Here is a 17,014-nt window from a genome sequence, read left to right on the forward strand (position 1 = left end):
GCCATCGGTGTGAACCCCGTCTGCGCCGACCGCCGTATGCCGGGATGTGCTCGTCGTACTGACGCACAGTAAGCGCCATGGAGAAGGAACAGGAGCCGCCGCCACGCCGTGCCCGGCGGGTGCTGATCGCCGTGGCCGCCTCGGTCGCCGGATGTGTCGCGCTCGGTGGGGTGCTGGTGCTGCTGCCCTGGGAGCGGACGCAGGCGCCGTCGGCCGCGAAGGGGACGGCGGCGCAGACGCGCAGCGCGGTCACCACCGGGGTGCCGGCCGCGCTGCCCGACCTCGCGGCGCTGATCGGCGAGCAGCGGGTGCGGGTGCGGCGGCATCCGGAGAGCGCGCGGTCCTGGGCCGTGCTCGGGGCGGCCTATGTGGAGCAGGGGCGGCGGACGGCGGACCCCGCGTACTACCCGAAGGCCGAGGAGGCGCTGCGTGAGTCGCTGAAGGTGCGGGGGCGGCGGAACGTGGAGGCGCTGGACGGGCTGGCGGCGCTGGCGGTCGTGCGGCGGGACTTCCCCGCGGCCAGGAAGTGGGGGGAGGCCGCGCGGAAGGTAGCGCCGAAGCGGTGGACGACGCGGGCGCTGCTGATCGAGGCGTACACCGGGCTCGGCGACTACAAGGCCGCGCGGCGGACGCTGGACCGGCTCATGGAGCTGCACTCCGGCCCGGCCGTCATGGCGCGGGCCGCGGCCGTGTACCGGGACCGGGGCTGGCGGGAGGACGCGGCGGCCCAGCTCGCCGACGCGGCGGCGGGGGCCCGGGCTCCGGCGGAGCGGGCGGCGTATCTGGAGCGGGCCGGGCAGCTGGCCTGGGAGCGCGGGGACCGGGAGGCCGCGCTGCGGCACTTCCAGGAGGCGGTGCGGATCGACCCCGACCAGCGGGCCGCGCAGGCCGGGCAGGCTCGTGCGCTGGCGGCGCTGGGGCGGACCTCGGAGGCGCTGACCGCGTACCAGGTGGCGCTGTCCAAGCAGCCGTGTCCGCAGTACGCCCTGGAGCTGGGCGAGTTGTACGAGTCGCTGGGGCTGGAGCAGGCGGCCCGGGTGCAGTACGACCTGCTGCGGTCGCTGGTGTACAAGGCCGCCGAGGGCGGGGCCGACGAGGAGCTGGTGCTCGGGCAGTTCGAGGCGGACCACGGGGAGGCGCCGGCCGCGGTGCGGCGGCTGCGGGACGAGTGGCGGCGGCAGCCGGGGATCGCGGTGGCCGACGCGCTGGGCTGGGCGCTGCACCGCGCCGGGCAGAGCGACGAGGCGCTGCGGTTCGCGCGCATCGCGACGGACAAGGCGCACGGGGGTGGGGTGCGCAGTGCGCCGTACGCCTATCACCGGGGGATGATCGAGCGGGAGCTGGGGCTGTTCGGGCCCGCCCGGCGGCATCTTCAGGAGGCGCTGCGGATCAACCCGTACTTCTCGCCGGTCCATGTGTCCGAGGCGCGGGCGGCGCTGGAGGAGCTGGGCGAGCCGCCGGCCGGGGACGTGCCGGAGTAGCTCACGGCTTGGAGTAGAGGGAGAAGCGGCGGGCTCCCAGCGCGCCGGAGGCGAGGCCGATGTACAGCCGGGGGTGGGGCTTGTGGCGGACGGCGAGGCCCTCCGGTTCGCGGAAGTCGAGCGAGTGGCCGGCCTCGGTGCGCTGGCGTTGCACCAGGTCGCCGGTGCGGATGTCGAGGCAGGAGAGGTACGTGTTGCCGTGCTCGGCGGGCGGGTTGGTGGCGTCGTCGTAGGCCGTTCCGGCCAGCTGGTAGATGTGGTCGCCGTGCAGGGCGTAGCCCTGGAAGGGGACGGCCGGGTCGGGGTGGGCGCCGGTCTGCGGGAGGTCGGCGAGGGGCCGGCCGTAGTCGCGGGCGACGAACGCGTCGAGGTCCCAGACGCGGTAGCGGGGTGTGCCGCCGGTGCGGTAGCGGACGGCGATGCGGCCCGAGGCCATGCACACCGACGGCTGGTTGTTGGTGGATCCCGGTATCGAGTGACGGATCTTGACGTCCGCGCCGGTGCGGACGGCGCCGTGGAAGAAGCGGAAGCGGGTGACGCCCTGGCCGTAGCCGCCCTCGGCGTCGGCCTCGGTCCAGATCCAGACGGTGCCGTCGGCGGCGTTCTGCACGCCCGTGCTGACGCCGTGCCCGAAGCCGTGCAGGTACATGTGGCCGAGCCGGTTGCCTTCCAGGTCGAGCTTGTTCAGGCACAGGTTCCCGGCGGCGGCGCCGCCCCGGCGGACCTGGACGACGTACAGGTGCTGGTGCGCCTCGTCGAAGGCGAAGGACTGCAGGACCGTGGGCTCCCGCAGTGCCTTCTTCCACAGCCGGCGGACGGCCGGCGCCGTCAGGTCGATGCGCTCGTCCACGGTCCCCCCGATGTCCCGCGGGGAACCTGTCCTGTCCCAGGTCGGTCCTGTTACAGGTTGCCCCGCCTCGCCTGCTCCCGCTCGATCGCTTCGAACAGCGCTTTGAAATTGCCCTTGCCGAAGCCCATCGAACCGTGCCGCTCGATGAGTTCGAAGAAAACGGTCGGGCGGTCCTGGACGGGCTTGGTGAAGATCTGCAGCAGGTAGCCGTCCTCGTCGCGGTCGGCGAGGATCTTCAGCTCGCGCAGGGTCTCCACGGGGACGCGGGTGTCGCCGACCCACTCGCCGAGGGTGTCGTAGTAGGAGTCGGGGGTGTCGAGGAACTGGACCCCGGCCGCGCGCATCGTCCGTACCGTCTGCACGATGTCGTTGGTGTTGAGCGCGATGTGCTGGACGCCCGCGCCGCCGTAGAACTCCAGGTACTCGTCGATCTGCGACTTCTTCTTCGCCACGGCGGGCTCGTTGATCGGGAACTTCACCTTCAGGGTGCCGTCGGCGACGACCTTCGACATCAGCGCGCTGTACTCGGTGGCGATGTCGTCGCCCACGAACTCCTTCATGTTGGTGAAGCCCATGACCCGGTTGTAGAAGCCGACCCACTCGTTCATCCGGCCGAGCTCGACATTGCCGACGCAGTGGTCGATGGCCTGGAAGGTGCGGTGGGCGGGGGGCTCCACGAGGGGCGCCGCGGCGACGTAGCCGGGGAGGTACGGGCCGTCGTAGCCGGAGCGGTCGACCAGGGTGTGGCGGGTCTCGCCGTAGGTGGCGATCGCGGCGAGGACGACCGTGCCGTGCTCGTCCTTCAGCTCGTAGGGTTCGGCCACCGAGCGGGCGCCGTGCTCCAGCGCGTAGGCGTAGGCGCGGCGGGCGTCCGGGACCTCGATGGCGAGGTCGACGACGCCGTCGCCGTGCTCGGCCACATGCCGGGTGAGGAAGTGGCCCCAGTCGGTGTCGGGCTTGATGACCGAGGTGAACACGAAGCGGGCGGAGCCGTTCTCCAGAACGTAACTGGCGGTCTCGCGGCTGCCGTTCTCCGGTCCGGAGTAGGCCACCAGCCGCATGCCGAAAGCGGTGGAGTAGTAGTGCGCCGCCTGCTTGGCGTTGCCCACGGCGAACACGACCGCGTCCATTCCCTTGACCGGGAAGGGGTCGGCCTGCCGGACGGTGTCGGGAGTGTGGTGTGTGGTCTGCGTCATAGCCGCAGGGTCTCCCCCATCGGCAAGGTGCGCAATAGTTCGCCCGTTCAGTGGGCAATCTGACCAGTGCCTGGTCCGTTTCTGCGGACGTTCTGTACATGATGACCAGCCAGGGAGGGCCCTAGTGGCGATCGATCATCTGGACGGGCGGATCATCGTGCTGCTGGCACGTGAACCGCGCATCGGCGTGCTGGAGATGTCCCGGCGGCTGGGGGTGGCCCGGGGGACCGTGCAGGCGCGCCTGGACCGGCTTCAGTCGAACGGAGTCATCCGCGGGTTCGGGCCCCAGGTGGATCCCGCGGCGCTCGGCTACCCGGTCACCGCGTTCGCGACGCTGCAGATCCGGCAGGGGCAAGGGGCGGACGTACGGGCGCACTTGGCGACGGTGCCGGAGGTGCTGGAGCTGCACACGACCACCGGCACCGGGGACATGCTGTGCCGGCTGGTGGCTCGCTCGAACGCCGATCTCCAGCGGGTGATCGACCGGGTTGTCGGTTTTGATGGCATCGTCCGGGCCTCCACGGCGATCGTCATGGAGAACCCCGTTCCGCTGCGGATCATCCCGCTGGTGGAGCAGGCGGCCGAGGACCGGAGGAAGACCCAGGGGCCTTTCACAGGCCCTACCGACCCGGGGTGAGCGGATGTGAACTTCTGGGAGTACCTGAGCAGTCGCCACCAGCAGTTGCTCGTGGACGCCTGCCAGCACGCGAGCGCCGTCTTCCAGTGCATGGCCGTGGCGACCGTGCTCGGGGTGCTGATCGGCGTCGTCACCTACCGCAGCGAGTGGGCCGGCACCCTGGCGACCGCGGCGGCCTCGGCCCTGCTGACCATCCCGTCGCTCGCCATGATCGGCCTGCTGATCCCGCTCCTGGGCCTGGGCGTGCCGCCGACGGTGACCGCGCTGACGCTGTACGGGCTGCTGCCGGTCGTGCGCAACGCGGTCGTCGGGCTGCGCGGTGTCGACCCGGCGCTGGTGGACGCGGCCCGCGGTATCGGGATGTCCCGCGCGGCCCGGCTGCTGCGGGTGGAGCTGCCGCTGGCCTGGCCGCCGATCCTGGCCGGGGTGCGGGTCTCGACGCAGATGCTGATGGGCATCGCGGCGATCGCGGCGTACGCCTCCGGCCCCGGCCTCGGCAACGAGATCTTCCGCGGCATCGGCTCGCTGGGCAGCGAGAACGCGCTCAACCAGGTACTCGCGGGCACGCTCGGGATCATCGTCCTGGCGCTGCTGTTCGACGCCGCGTACGTGCTGGTCGGGCGGCTGACCATTCCGAGGGGGATCCGTGTCTGACTTCGGCACCATGGGCGCGACGATCGAGCTGGAGAACCTGTCCAAGCGGTATCCCGGCAGCCCGCACCCCTCCGTGGACGGCGTGAGCATGGAGATCAAGGCGGGCGAGACGGTCGTCCTGGTCGGCCCGTCGGGGTGCGGGAAGTCGACGACGCTCAAGATGATCAACAGGTTGATCGAGCCGTCCAGCGGCCGCATCCGGATCAACGGCGAGGACGTCAGCGGCATGGATCCGGTCAGGCTGCGCCGGCAGGTGGGGTACGCGATCCAGTCCTCCGGTCTCTTCCCGCACATGACGGTCGCGCAGAACATCGCGCTGGTGCCCAGGATGATCGGCTGGCCGAAGGCGCGGGTCCGGGCCCGGGTGGAGGAGCTGCTCGACCTCGTCGGACTCGACCCCGGCGAGTTCCGCGACCGCTATCCGCGCCGGCTCTCCGGCGGACAGCAGCAGCGGGTCGGTGTGGCGAGGGCCCTGGCCGCCGATCCGCCGGTGCTGCTGATGGACGAGCCGTTCGGTGCCGTCGATCCGATCACCCGGGCGCACCTCCAGGACGAGCTGATCCGGCTGCAGCACGAACTGCGCAAGACGATCGTGTTCGTCACGCACGACTTCGACGAGGCGATCAAGCTCGGCGACCGGATCGCGGTGCTGCGGGAGCGGTCGGGGATCGCCCAGTTCGACACCCCGGAGGCGATCCTGGCCGCCCCGGCGGACGCCTTCGTGTCCGGGTTCGTGGGCGCGGGCGGGGCGCTGAAGAGGCTCAACCTGACGCGCGTGCGGGACATGAGGATCACCGACTGTCCGACGGTGACCGTGGACGACCCGCTGCAGACCGTCCTGGGCCGGCTCCGTTCCAGCGGCACCAACGAGGTGCTGCTGCTGGACAGGCGAGGCCGCCCCTACAAGTGGCTCAGGCGCGGTGACCTGATGCGGGCCAGGGGCTCGCTGGCGCGGGCGGGCACGCTCGTGCACGACACGGTCACCCGGGACGCGACGCTTCGGGACGCGCTGGAGGCGGTCCTCACCGACCACGCGGGACGGGTCGCCGTCACCGGGCGGCACGGCGAGTACACGGGCGTCGTCGACATGGAGACGCTGATGAACTCCGTACGCGCGCTGCTGGAGGCCGACCGCCTCGACGCGCTGGATCAACAGCAGGACCTGGCGGACGCGGAGGTGAGAGCGTGACCGCCGCCGAGGTGGGGACGGCTGCCGAGGTGGATGCGGCAACGGGGGTGGGTACGGCGACCGGGGTCCCGTCGCCGGCTCACGCGGCCGGGCGGGTCACCTGGCAGAAGCTGACCTTCCTGCCGGCGTTCCTGGTGGCGGTGCTGCTGGCGACCTGGCTCTGGTTCCGGCGGGCCGGCCTGGACGCGGTCTCCGCCAACGCGCTGTCCAAGGGCCAGGTCTCCCAGGCCCTGTGGCAGCACATCCAGCTCACCGCCGTGTCCACCTTCTTGGTGCTGGTCATCGCGATCCCGCTGGGCGTCCTGCTGACGCGGCGGGCGCTGCGGAAGGCGGCGCCGTTCGCGACGGCACTCGCCGACGTCGGCCAGGCGACGCCGGCGATCGGCCTGCTCGCGCTGCTGGTGATCTGGCTCGGCATCGGCCGGAAGGCGGCCCTGATCGGCATCGTCGCCTACGCCGTCCTGCCGGTGCTGTCGAACACCGTCGCGGGCCTGAAGTCCAACGACCCCACCCTGCTGGAGGCGGCCCGGGGCATCGGCATGAGCCCGCTCGGAGTACTGACGCGCGTCGAACTCCCGCTGGCCGTCCCGCTGGTCCTCGCGGGCGTCCGCACCGCCCTCGTCCTGAACGTCGGTACGGCCACCCTGGCGGCCTTCGGCGGGGGCGGTGGCCTGGGCGTGCTGATCACCACCGGCATCACCAACCAGCGGATGCCGGTGCTGGTGCTGGGCTCGGTCCTCACGGTCGTCCTCGCCCTGCTGGTCGACTGGCTGGCCTCGCTGGCCGAACTGCTCCTCAGACCAAGGGGGTTGGAGGCGGCGACATGAGACGGCGTACGTGTCTGCTGCTCGCCGGGGTGCTGGTGGCGGCGTCCGGCTGCGGTCTGAGCAGCGGCTCCCCCATGGTCGACGCGGTCCGGCCGGGCTCGGTCGGGCGGGGGGAGCCGCTCAAGGGCGCGGAACTGACGGTGACGGCGAAGGCGTTCACCGAGAACCTCGTCCTCGGCGCCATCATGGGCATCGCCTTCCAGGCGGCCGGCGCCGACGTCCTGGACCGCACCGGCATCCAGGGCTCCATCGGTGTCCGCGAGGCGGTCGCGAGCGGTGACGTCGACGCCCTGTACGACTACACGGGCACCGCCTGGATCACCTACCTGGGCAACGGCGAGCCCCTCACCGACCCGCAGCAGCAGTGGCGGGCGGTGCGCGACGCCGACCTGCGCAACGGGCTGACCTGGCTGCCGCCGGCGTCGCTGAACAACACCTACGCGCTGGCCATGAACCGGGCCGCCTTCGAGAAGTACGGCACCAGGACCCTGTCGGACGTGGCCAGGCTCGCGCAGTCCGACCCCGGCGCCGTGACCCTGTGCGTGGAGGGCGAGTTCGCCAACCGCGCGGACGGGCTGCCGGGGATGCGGAAGGCGTACGGGATGCGTGTGCCGGCGGGAAACATCACGCAGATGGACACCGGGATCGTCTACACGCAGGTGGCCAAGGGGAGTTGCACCTACGGGGAGGTGTTCACCACCGACGGGCGCATCCGGTCGATGGACCTGGTGGTGATGGAGGACGACCGGAAGTTCTTCCCCAACTACAACGCGGCACCCGAGATCAACTCCGGCACCCTGAAGAAGTGGCCGGCGATCGCCGACGTCCTGGCCCCGATCACCGAGAGGCTGAACAACTCGGTGGCGCGGAGGCTGAACGCGAAGGTGGATGTGGAGGGGGAGGACCCGCATCGGGTGGCGTTGGAGTGGATGAGGGAGGAGGGGTTCGTGGAGTAGGGGCTTCGGGGGCAGGACGCGAAGACGTCGACGCGAAGACATCGACGCGAAGACATCGACGCGAAGAGGGCGATGCGAAGAAGGCGATGCAAAAAACCTGTTGCAAAGGAGTCTTTGCAACATTACTTTGTCCGCATGCCCGAAGAGCTGCGCCCCCGACTGCTCGACGCCCGCTCACTGCGCGGCCTCGCCCACCCCCTGCGTATGCAGCTGCTCGTCGCCCTACGGCGCGAAGGACCCGCCACCGCGTCCCAACTCGCGCAGAAGCTGGGCGAGTCGAGCGGTGCGACCAGCTACCACCTGCGCCAGCTCGCCGCGCACGGCTTCATCGAGGACGCGCCGGAGCACGGCAAGGGGCGGGAGCGGTGGTGGCAGGCGGTCGATCAGGGCCTGATGTTCGACGAGACCCTGCTCAGGGATCCCGACCCTGAGGTGCGCGGAGCCGCCGCCGTGTTCCGCTACGAAGTCGCCAACGTCCACACGCAGGAGATCGCCACGTGGCTCGGCACCCAGCACGAGTTGCCCGAGGAATGGGACAGCGCGAGCGATCTGAGCGACTTCAGCGGGCGGCTCACGCCCGAGATGGCCCGTGAACTCATCCAGAAGATGCACGAGCTCATCGAGAGCTACCGCCCTCTCCCCGAGGACACCCCCGGCGCGCGGACGGTACGCATCCACACGCACGTGTTCCCCAGCTCCCGCACTCTGTGAAAGGCGACAACCCGATGCAGCCCGACATCCACCTCGCCCTGCACCACACCCGCGCCGCCGAACTCCACGCCCAGGCCGAGGCCCACCGCCTCGCCGCTGAAGCCAGGCGTCCCCATGACCTCCGGATCCGCCTCGGCTGGACCCTCGTGGAATTAGGGCTCCGCCTCGCCACCCCGAAGCCGGCCCTCGCCCCTAGCAGCTAGGCACGGAACCCTTCCCGCTCTCCAGCGCCACCAGAGAGTTCACCGCGCTCTTCAGCGTGGTCACCGGAATCAGCCGCAGCCCCTTCGGCAGTTCCGCCTCCGCCTCACCGCACTCCGCCTTCGGCACCAGGAAGACGGTCGCCCCGTCCCGCCGGGCGGCCTGCGTCTTGAGGGACACGCCGCCGACGGCGCCGACCGTGCCGTCGGCGCTGATCGTGCCCGTACCGGCGATGGTGCGACCGCCCGTGAGGTCGCCGCCGCTGCCGTCGCCCTTCAGCTTGTCGATGATCCCGAGGGAGAAGAGCAGGCCGGCGCTGGGGCCGCCGACGTCGGCGAGCTTCAGCGTGACCTTGACGTTCTTGTCGCTGAGGTCGAGGTAGTTCAGCGCGGCCCGGGTGGCGTCGTCCTGGGACTCCTTCATCTGCTCCGCGTTGTGCTGTTCGATCTCCTCGACGTTGTCGCCGCTCGGGTAGACCGCGTCGCGGGGCATGACCGCGCGGTCGGTGCGGAACCAGCCGTCGATCAGGTCGGTCAGCGAGATGTGCGCGTCCGGGCCGGTCGCCACGATGGCCGTCATCCGCAGCTGCCCGCTCGTGTCCCGGGTCTTCGCACCCGAGATCGTGATCACCGGGACGCCCTTGTTCGCGCCGAGGACATTCGCCGTCAGACCGGGCTGCGCCACGGAGAACGGCAGCGGCGCGAACGCCGCCGTGGCGAGCAGAGCCACGACGGGGAGGGCGCAGACGGCGACGGCCCGGGGTCGGGTGAAACGAGAGAGCACGTCATCAATCTACGGGACGACGATTTCCGGCCATCGGCCGGTGGGCGACGGATCAGCGCAGGGCCTCGGCAACCTCCTTCGCCGCGTCCACGACACGCGGCCCCACCCTCTCCGGCACCACGTCCGCCAGCATCACCACTCCCACACTGCCCTCGACGCCCGTCACCCCGACCAGCGGCGCGGCCGCCCCGCACGCCCCCGTCTCCAGCTCCCCGTGCGTCAGCGTGTACCCGGGCTCGGCCATCGGCTGCTGCCGGGCCGCGAGGATCGCCCTGCCGGCCGCGCCCCGGTCCAGCGGATGCCGGAACCCCGCCCTGTACGCCACGTGGTAGTCCGTCCACGTCGGCTCGACCACCGCCACGGCCAGCGCGTCCGTCCCGTCCACCAACGTCAGATGAGCCGTCGCCCCGATGTCCTCCGCCAGCGACCTGAGCGCCGGCATCGCCGCCTCCCGCACCAGCGGATGCACCTGGCGGCCCAGCCGCAGCACCCCGAGCCCCACCCGGGCCCGCCCGCCCAGATCACGGCGTACCAGCGCGTGCTGTTCCAGCGTGGCGAGCAACCGGTACACGACAGTCCGGTTCACTCCGAGTCTGTGGGAAAGCTCGGTCACGGTCAGCCCGTGATCCGTGTCGGCCAGCAGCTTGAGGACGCGCAGTCCTCTGTCGAGCGTCTGGGAGGTCTCCGCGGTCACGACGCCCACTCCTTAGTGGTGAGGTCGGCGGCCCCCTCGCGGCGATGCGTCACCGAGTCCCGTCGGCGACGCGCGTCAGAGGCCGCCGATCGGCCGGCGGCCCGGCCTGTCCGGACCGCGTCGCTTCACGGCTGCGCTCCGCGGCGGCGCTGCCACGGGGCGTGTGCGTAGCGGGACAGTAGCGAAGCGGGTTCGCTGAGCGGAAGGCTCCGTCCAGAATCCGGGCATTGGCCGGGATGAAGTACCTGCCTTTGTCCGGATACGTACAGGGCCCAGCTTGTGCCATACGCAATCCCTGCATACGGCGCGCACCACCGAGCGCGCACGACGAGGGGCGCGCGCCCCGTCACCAGGACCCGCGCCCCACAAACCCGCACGTCATACGCCCGTCAGGGCTGAGCCCTGTTGTGTGGATCAGGCCGGCGTCGTCACCGCATCCGGGTCGCCCACTCCTGCACCTTGGCGATCCGCTGCCGCAGCTGCCCCGCCGTGGCCTCGGCGGCCGGCGGGCCGCCGCACACCCGGCGCAGCTCGGTGTGGATGACGCCGTGCGGCTTGCCGCTCTGGTGGACGTACGCCCCGACCATCGTGTTGAGCTGGCGGCGCAGCTCCATCATCTCCTTGTGCGAGACCACCGGCCGCCGCTCGGCGGGCAGTTCGAGCAGGTCGGCCTCCTCGTCCGGCTTCTTGCGGCTGTGCGCGATCTGCCGGGCCTGCCGCTTCTGCAGCAGCAGCTGCACCTGGTCGGGCTCCAGCAGGCCCGGGATGCCGAGGTAGTCCTGCTCCTCCTCGCTCCCCGGGTGGGCCTGCATGCCGAACTCGGCGCCGTTGTACATGACCCGGTCGAAGACGGCGTCGGACTCCAGCGCCTCGAAGGGCAGCATGTCCTGCTCGCCGGTGTCCTCGTCCTGCTGCTTGTTCGCCTCCTCCATCTCCTTCTCGGACTCGGCGTACGGGTCCTCCTCCTCGCCGCCCTTCTTGGGCTTGTCGAGGACGTGGTCGCGCTCGCGCTCCATCTCATGGGCGAAGGAGAGCAGGTCCGGCACGGTCGGCAGGAACACGGAGGCGGTCTCGCCGCGCCGCCGGGACCGTACGAAACGGCCGACGGCCTGCGCGAAGAACAGCGGCGTCGAGATGGTCGTCGCATACACCCCGACCGCGAGCCGGGGCACGTCGACGCCCTCGGACACCATGCGGACGGCGACCATCCAGCGGTCGGTGTTGCCGCTGAACTCGTCGATCCGCGAGGACGCGCCGGCGTCGTCGGACAGCACGAGGGTCGCCTTGCTGCCGGTGATCTCACGGATCAGCTTGGCGTACGCGCGCGCGGAGTCCTGGTCGGAGGCGATGACGAGCGCGCCCGCGTCGGGGATGGCCTTCCTGACCTCGGTCAGCCGCTGGTCGGCGGCGCGCAGCACGGCCGGCATCCACTCGCCGCGCGGATCCAGCGCCGTACGCCACGCCTGGCTGATGGCGTCCTTGGTCATGGGCTCGCCGAGCCGTGCCGCGACCTCGTCGCCGGCCTTGGTGCGCCAGCGCATGTTGCCGCTGTAGGAGAGGAAGATGACCGGGCGGACGACCCCGTCGGCGAGGGCCGATCCGTACCCGTACGTGTAGTCGGCGGCGGACCGCCGGATCCCGTCGTTGCCTTCCTCGTACGTGACGAAGGGGATGGGGTTGGTGTCGGACCGGAACGGCGTACCGGTCAGGGCGAGGCGGCGGGTGGCGGGCTCGAAGGCCTCCAGACAGGCCTCGCCCCAGGACTTGCTGTCACCGGCGTGGTGGATCTCGTCCAGGATGACGAGGGTCTTGCGCTGCTCGACGCGGTTGCGGTGCAGCATGGGCCGCACGCCGACGCCGGCGTAGGTGACGGCGACCCCGTGGTACTCCTTGCCGAGCGGCCCGGCGCTGTACTCGGGGTCCAGCTTGATGCCTATGCGCGCGGCCGCCTCCGCCCACTGCTTCTTGAGGTGCTCGGTGGGCGCGACCACGGTCACCTGCTGCACGACGTGGTGGTGCAGCAGCCAGGAGGCCAGCGTGAGCGCGAAGGTGGTCTTGCCGGCGCCGGGGGTGGCGACCGCCAGGAAGTCACGCGGCTGCTCCTGGATGTACTTCTCCATCGCCCCCTGCTGCCAGGCACGCAGCTTGCTGGCGGTGCCCCAGGGGGCGCGGCCGGGGAAGGCCGGGGACAGGTGGTGCGAGGAGCTGGAGCTGGCGGTGGTAGTCACGGTCTCCGTATGGGTCGAGATGGGTCGAGCGACTCGGCTGGGTATGACAACCGGGCCACCCTACCGGCGGCCCGGCGCTGTCAACGCGCGGACCAGGCCGCCTCGCCCGAGGGTGGGACCGACGTCACACCCCCTGCTCGGCCAGCTCCCGCAACACCTCGGCGATCGCCTTGGCTTCGTCCATGCTGCCCGTGGCGACTGCGATGACGAGACGCTCGGCACCGTCGATGTCCGGCCTCAGCTGCACGCCTTTCATGGCGAGGAAGACGACGCAGGACACCCACGCCGTGCGCTCGTTCCAGCAAGCCCACGTCGCGCACGACAACCCTCTGGTCGTCGACGGAGGTACCACTCAGGGCGCGGCACGCAGTCGCGTCGTCACCCAAGCCCCCACCAGCGCCACGACCGCCATCGGCAGGAACACCGCGGCGAACGCGGCGGGGTGGCCGGCCGAGGCGTGGGTGGCCGTGTGGCTGACGGTGCCGCCGCCGAGGGCGGCGAAGGCGGCGCCGGTCGCGGCGAGGAGGACGACGTTGGTGAGGCCGTCGGAGATCTGGAGGGCGGCGGAGTTGGTGCCGGCCTCCTCGGGGGCGGAGAGGTGGAGCAGGAGCACGCTGGTGGAGGAGATGACCAGGCCCATGCCGAAGCAGCCGAAGGCCGAGGCGACGGCCACGATCCAGACGGGCACGGCGTCGATCAGCACGCTCGGTGCCGTGGCGATGGCCGCCGCCACCAGCACCATCCCCAGCGTCATCAGCCGTTCCCGGTACGGTTCCGCCCGCTGCCGGGACTGCATCCACGAGCCGAGCGCCCACGTCGCACCGCCCGCGGCGAGCGAGAAGCCGGCGAGCGTCGGGGACAGCCCCCGCTGGGTGACCAGCATCAGCGGGACGAAGGACTCGGCGGAGACGAACGAACCGGCGGCGATACCGCGCAGCAGCACGACGGAGGGCAGGCCCCGGGCCGCCCGGTAGGTGCCGCGCGGGAGCAGCCCGAGGACGGCCGGGACGAGCAGTAACGCCCCTGCCACGCCGGGGACGAGCGAGACCCACCGCAGGTCCTGGGCGGCGTACTGCAGCAGTCCGGCGCCGAGGGAGATGCCGAGGGCGAGGCGGATACGGCGGCGGTCGAAGGAGGCGGCGGGTCCGGTCCCGTCCGCGGCCGGTGCCTTCTCCACCGGGCCGGAGGCACGGCGCCGTATCTGCGGCAGGGCGAGCGCCAGCGGGAAGACGACCAGGACCGGGATCCCGACGAACACCCACCTCCACCCGAGGTGTTCGGTCACCGCGCCCGAGGCCAGCGGGCCGACGATCGACGGGACGACCCAGCTCGCCGCGAACGCCGCCATGATGGCCGGGCGCAGCCGCTCCGGGTAGGCGCGGCCGACGAGGACGTACAGCGCGACGATCACCAGTCCGCCGCCGAGCCCCTGCACGGCCCGCCCCGCGATGAACAGCCACATCGCCGTCGCCGTCCCCGCCAGCAGCAGCCCGGCCGCGAAGGCGGCGATCCCCGTGGTGAGCGCACCGAGCGGCCCACGCCGGTCCGACCACTGCCCCGCCAGCACCATCCCGAACAGGCTGGTGGTGAAGAACCCCGAGAACGCGAACGCGTACAGCGACACCCCGTCCAACTCCCGCGCCGCCACCGGCATCGCCGTACCGACGGCTGTCGCCTCGAAGGCGATGAGCAGGACGACGGAGACGATGCCGATGCTCAGGGAGCGGTAGGGGCGGCTGAGTACGGTGCCGGCGCGCTCGGCGTACTCGTCGTCGCGCTCATCGGCCGAGGGCAGGTCGGAGGTCTCGGGGGTGGTCATGGTCGTCAGGGTAAGGGCCACGGACCACTTTGACCCCTGTCGAGAGATGCCTCCGGGCCGGGACCTTGGTCCTACGACCCCCGTTCATGAACGGGGTATGGCAGTCGCGTTGCGGCGCCGGCGGTTTCCTTGAGCCCTGGTCGGCCGGCGGCCTACGGTCGTTTCACCGAGTTCGAGCGGACGAACTTCGGTGATGGCCGTGTGCCCGAGTGGTTTAGGGACTCGCCTGCAAAGCGAGTTACGTGGGTTCGATTCCCGCCACGGCCTCAAAAAGGGCGCCGGTCGGCTGCCAAGCCGACCGTGCGCCCGAGTCGTTCGGGGTCGATTCCCGCCACGGCCCCTGACGCCCCGAGCGGGCGACCGTTGCCGTCACGTGGTGAGGCCCGCGTCGCGGGCCAGGAGGGCGGCCTGGACTCGGTTGGTTACCTCCAGGGCGGCCAGGATGCGGCTGACGTGGGTTTTGACGGTGCTTTCGCGCATGGTGAGGCGGGTGGCGATGTCCGCGTTGCTGTCGCCTCGGGCCAGCAGGGTCAGAAGAAACCCGTCGGCTCCGGCGGCGAGGGCGTTGTAGACGGCGCCTTCATCCCCACGCTCACCCTGCTGCTGACCGACGGCGTACGGCGAAGACGAGCAGGCCGCCGAGTGCTGCCGCGGCGGCTGCCGCGCCGGCGAGGAGCGGGGTGCCGTCGGAGCCCGTGCCGGCCAGGCTGCCGCCGGTGGAGCTGCTGGAGGAGCCGCCGGTCGAGGTACCCGCCGTCGTGGAGCCCGTCGTGCCCGAGCCGCCGGCGGCCTGGCCCTGCGGGTCGTTGCCGTCGTCGCCCGAGCCGGAGCCGCCGTCTGCCGAACCGCCGCCGGTGGCGGAGCCTTCCGAGGGGCTCGGGCTCGGGACGGGTTCGTTGTCGCTCGGCAGGTCGATCCTGATCCGGGCCGTGTCGTTGTCGGGGTTCTTGTCGTATACCGGGTGAATGCCGTAGACGGAGGTCGCCTTCACCTCGCCCACGGGGTCCTCCGTGGTCTTGTCGATCTTCACGAAGAAGGTGTACTCGAGCGTCTGGCCGACCTCGATGGTGTGGTCGGCGGGCCAGCAGACGTACTGAGGCTTGCCCGGTGTCCCCTTCGGCCCGCTCGGTCCGTCGATCCCGAAGGGCGCACAGTCCTCGGGTACTTGGGCGGCGGTCGTGCCGGTCGGGATGCGCACCAGGAGTGCCGGGTGGTCGTCGCTCTCCTGGTTCTGGATCCAGCCCGGGCCGTCGTTGCGCAGCCTTGCCGTGAACGACTGCCCGCTGCCGGGGAGCCCCTCGGGTTCCTCGCCCATCGCGACGAGGTCGGCCGAGCTGTCCGCGGTCAGGGTCAGCCGCTTGTAGCTGTCGGTGAACCCCTCGTCCGGGGCCTCGCCGGTGCGCCCGGTGCCGTACTCGACGGCCTCCATCAGTGCCTTGGGCAGCGCCTTGAACCGTACGGGCGTGGTGACGGAGGCGCCGGGTTCGATGACCGTGTCGAGTTCGCACAGCGCCTGCCTGACCTGGCCGGCGATGGTCGAATAGGTGCAGCCTTCGACGGGCTCCGGGAAGTCGAGCCCACGGGTCAGCCGCATCCGGAAGGTGACGCCGTCCGCGGCCTGCGTGCCCCGGTTGGTGATGGTGACCGACTTGTCGTACACATCGCCGGGCTTGGGAGCGGCGCTCGGGAGAGTCGAGATCACCAGGTCGGGTCCGGCCTCCTCGGCATACGCCGCGGGAGCGGCGACGGCCGGAAGCGCGGCGGCGATCGCGGCAGCGGCCACTACGGCTGCGGCGGGGCGGATGCGCTCACGCACGGTTGGTCTCCTCGTGGGGGGACAGACAGGACAGCGACCAGGCCGTTTGCCGCCAGGTCATGTCCTGGACACCTGAGAGGCCCCGGAGGTTGTAGTGGTCCGGGCGATCGCCCGCGGGCGCTGGTCACCGTCCGCAGGAACGGTCGATCCCCGCCACGGCTTCCAGGAGGGCTCGGCGGTCGGCTGCGTGCCCGCGGTGGAGCAGCCAGAGGGTGAAGGCGAGGGTGGAGACGTCCGTGGTCAGCGGGGTCAGGGCGGCCTCGGCCTCGTCCCAGGTCAGAATGGCGCCCGTCGTCCCTTCGGCGACCAGGGTCTCGCCCTCCGCCAGCTCCCCCAGGCGTATCAAGGGGGTGGCCCCTTCGGGGAGTCGGTCCTCCGGGTCCTCCAGGCGGCCACCCGGCCATTCGTCCGTGTAGTACTCCCCCAGCGTCCGCAGGGGCGCGTCCATGTCCAGGTGGAAGGGGGAGTCGGCCTCGGGCAGGCCCGTTTCGCGCAGGAAGCGGCGGGTCGGCTCGTGCGTGAGGGCCGGGGGGAAGTCGACGTCCTCGAAGCGGGCCACCCTGCCCCGGCCGAACTCGTGGTCCAGCAGGCGGGGCGGAAGGTCCAGCGCCAGCCCCGACGTCGTACGCCTCCCCGCCACGAGCGCCAGGAAGCGGACCAGTTCCGTCGTGGTGCGGAACGACGGCACGTCACCACACCGGTCCCCTCCGCCGGGCGGTTCGCCCGCCGCCGTCGCGAACCGCGCCAGCGTCAGCAGCGACGGCAACGGCGAAGGCGGCGGCGACACGAACAGGGCCGCATCCGTCAGTGCCGGCGTCATCGGTGCCGCCGTCATCGGTGCCGCCGTCATCGGTGCCGCCGTCATCGGTGCCATGGTCGTCGTTCCCCCGTACATGGTGCTCCCCCGTGCCTGCGCGCCTGTTCGTCGTCCGGACAGGCCACGCCCGCCCGTCCTCCGGGCCCGGCAGCCGT

Annotated in this window: 15 protein-coding genes, 1 tRNA gene and 3 pseudogenes; 9 read left to right on the forward strand and 10 right to left on the reverse strand. The window is 71.5% G+C overall.

What is annotated here, in order from left to right; all coding sequences use genetic code 11:
* Window positions 1–77 precede the first annotated feature (77 nt).
* On the forward strand, window positions 78–1,481 hold the full coding sequence (locus NW895_RS19105; RefSeq protein ID WP_289936922.1) for a tetratricopeptide repeat protein: 1,404 nt from the start codon (window positions 78–80) through the stop codon (window positions 1,479–1,481).
* 1 nt (window position 1,482) lies between these two features.
* Here NW895_RS19105 and NW895_RS19110 read toward each other — a convergent pair whose 3' ends face one another.
* Both NW895_RS19110 and hppD read right to left on the reverse strand, forming a co-directional pair.
* On the reverse strand, window positions 1,483–2,331 hold the full coding sequence (locus NW895_RS19110; protein ID WP_289936923.1) for a Teichoic acid biosynthesis protein C (Precursor): 849 nt from the start codon (window positions 2,329–2,331) through the stop codon (window positions 1,483–1,485).
* A 50-nt stretch (window positions 2,332–2,381) separates the two neighbouring features.
* A complete protein-coding gene (gene hppD / locus NW895_RS19115; RefSeq protein ID WP_289936924.1) occupies window positions 2,382–3,527 on the reverse strand; it encodes a 4-hydroxyphenylpyruvate dioxygenase in 1,146 nt (381 codons plus the stop codon).
* A 124-nt stretch (window positions 3,528–3,651) separates the two neighbouring features.
* On the opposite strand from hppD, the gene NW895_RS19120 reads away from it, so the two are divergent.
* From NW895_RS19120 to NW895_RS19150, 7 genes are all read left to right on the forward strand, one after another.
* Window positions 3,652–4,164 carry an Lrp/AsnC family transcriptional regulator gene (locus NW895_RS19120; RefSeq protein ID WP_289936925.1) on the forward strand — a complete coding sequence of 171 codons (513 nt, stop codon included), beginning with the start codon at window positions 3,652–3,654 and terminating at the stop codon, window positions 4,162–4,164.
* A 6-nt stretch (window positions 4,165–4,170) separates the two neighbouring features.
* Window positions 4,171–4,818, forward strand: a complete 648-nt coding sequence (locus tag NW895_RS19125) for an ABC transporter permease (RefSeq protein ID WP_289936926.1) — start codon at window positions 4,171–4,173, stop codon at window positions 4,816–4,818.
* Window positions 4,819–4,828: 10 nt separating this feature from the next.
* Window positions 4,829–6,007, forward strand: a complete 1,179-nt coding sequence (locus tag NW895_RS19130) for a betaine/proline/choline family ABC transporter ATP-binding protein (protein ID WP_289937029.1) — start codon at window positions 4,829–4,831, stop codon at window positions 6,005–6,007.
* A 47-nt stretch (window positions 6,008–6,054) separates the two neighbouring features.
* The gene (locus NW895_RS19135) at window positions 6,055–6,834 is read left to right on the forward strand and encodes an ABC transporter permease (RefSeq protein ID WP_289937030.1); all 780 of its coding nucleotides are present in this window, start codon (window positions 6,055–6,057) and stop codon (window positions 6,832–6,834) included.
* On the forward strand, window positions 6,831–7,790 hold the full coding sequence (locus tag NW895_RS19140) for a glycine betaine ABC transporter substrate-binding protein (protein WP_289936927.1): 960 nt from the start codon (window positions 6,831–6,833) through the stop codon (window positions 7,788–7,790). The genes NW895_RS19135 and NW895_RS19140 overlap by 4 nt, the downstream gene beginning before the upstream one ends.
* Before the next feature lie 135 nt (window positions 7,791–7,925).
* Window positions 7,926–8,501, forward strand: coding sequence for a helix-turn-helix domain-containing protein (locus tag NW895_RS19145; RefSeq protein ID WP_289936928.1), 576 nt, complete (start codon window positions 7,926–7,928; stop codon window positions 8,499–8,501).
* Between the two features lie 14 nt (window positions 8,502–8,515).
* Window positions 8,516–8,704, forward strand: a complete 189-nt coding sequence (locus NW895_RS19150; RefSeq protein WP_289936929.1) for a hypothetical protein — start codon at window positions 8,516–8,518, stop codon at window positions 8,702–8,704.
* On the opposite strand, the gene NW895_RS19155 is transcribed toward NW895_RS19150, so the two are convergent.
* The 5 genes and pseudogenes from NW895_RS19155 to NW895_RS19175 form a co-directional block, all read right to left on the reverse strand.
* A complete protein-coding gene (locus NW895_RS19155; RefSeq protein ID WP_289936930.1) occupies window positions 8,694–9,485 on the reverse strand; it encodes a S16 family serine protease in 792 nt (263 codons plus the stop codon). The two genes, NW895_RS19150 and NW895_RS19155, sit on opposite strands and share 11 nt — an antisense overlap.
* Before the next feature lie 52 nt (window positions 9,486–9,537).
* Window positions 9,538–10,179 carry a helix-turn-helix domain-containing protein gene (locus NW895_RS19160; protein ID WP_289936931.1) on the reverse strand — a complete coding sequence of 214 codons (642 nt, stop codon included), beginning with the start codon at window positions 10,177–10,179 and terminating at the stop codon, window positions 9,538–9,540.
* A 428-nt stretch (window positions 10,180–10,607) separates the two neighbouring features.
* Window positions 10,608–12,407 (reverse strand): DEAD/DEAH box helicase, encoded by a 1,800-nt coding sequence (locus NW895_RS19165; RefSeq protein WP_289936932.1) that lies wholly within the window; start codon window positions 12,405–12,407, stop codon window positions 10,608–10,610.
* 124 nt (window positions 12,408–12,531) lie between these two features.
* Window positions 12,532–12,793, reverse strand: a pseudogene (locus NW895_RS19170) (hypothetical protein).
* Window positions 12,760–14,226 carry an MFS transporter gene (locus tag NW895_RS19175; RefSeq protein WP_289936933.1) on the reverse strand — a complete coding sequence of 489 codons (1,467 nt, stop codon included), beginning with the start codon at window positions 14,224–14,226 and terminating at the stop codon, window positions 12,760–12,762. The pseudogene NW895_RS19170 and the gene NW895_RS19175 overlap by 34 nt, the downstream one beginning before the upstream one ends.
* A gap of 195 nt (window positions 14,227–14,421) precedes the next feature.
* Between NW895_RS19175 and NW895_RS19180 the strand changes: the two genes are divergently transcribed.
* Window positions 14,422–14,493: transfer RNA gene (locus tag NW895_RS19180), tRNA-Cys, on the forward strand.
* Between the two features lie 102 nt (window positions 14,494–14,595).
* Here the strand turns inward: NW895_RS19180 and NW895_RS19185 are convergent.
* From NW895_RS19185 to NW895_RS19195, 3 genes and pseudogenes are all read right to left on the reverse strand, one after another.
* Window positions 14,596–14,763, reverse strand: a pseudogene (locus NW895_RS19185) (LuxR C-terminal-related transcriptional regulator); the annotation flags it as partial.
* A gap of 55 nt (window positions 14,764–14,818) precedes the next feature.
* Window positions 14,819–16,042: a hypothetical protein gene (locus NW895_RS19190; RefSeq protein WP_289936934.1), complete on the reverse strand. Its 1,224-nt coding sequence runs from the start codon at window positions 16,040–16,042 to the stop codon at window positions 14,819–14,821.
* A gap of 178 nt (window positions 16,043–16,220) precedes the next feature.
* A pseudogene (locus tag NW895_RS19195) lies at window positions 16,221–16,703 on the reverse strand (SUKH-4 family immunity protein); the annotation flags it as partial.
* Window positions 16,704–17,014: the final 311 nt, after the last annotated feature.

This window comes from Streptomyces sp. S.PNR 29, from assembly GCF_030386795.1.
In the GTDB taxonomy this organism is placed as follows: domain Bacteria; phylum Actinomycetota; class Actinomycetes; order Streptomycetales; family Streptomycetaceae; genus Streptomyces.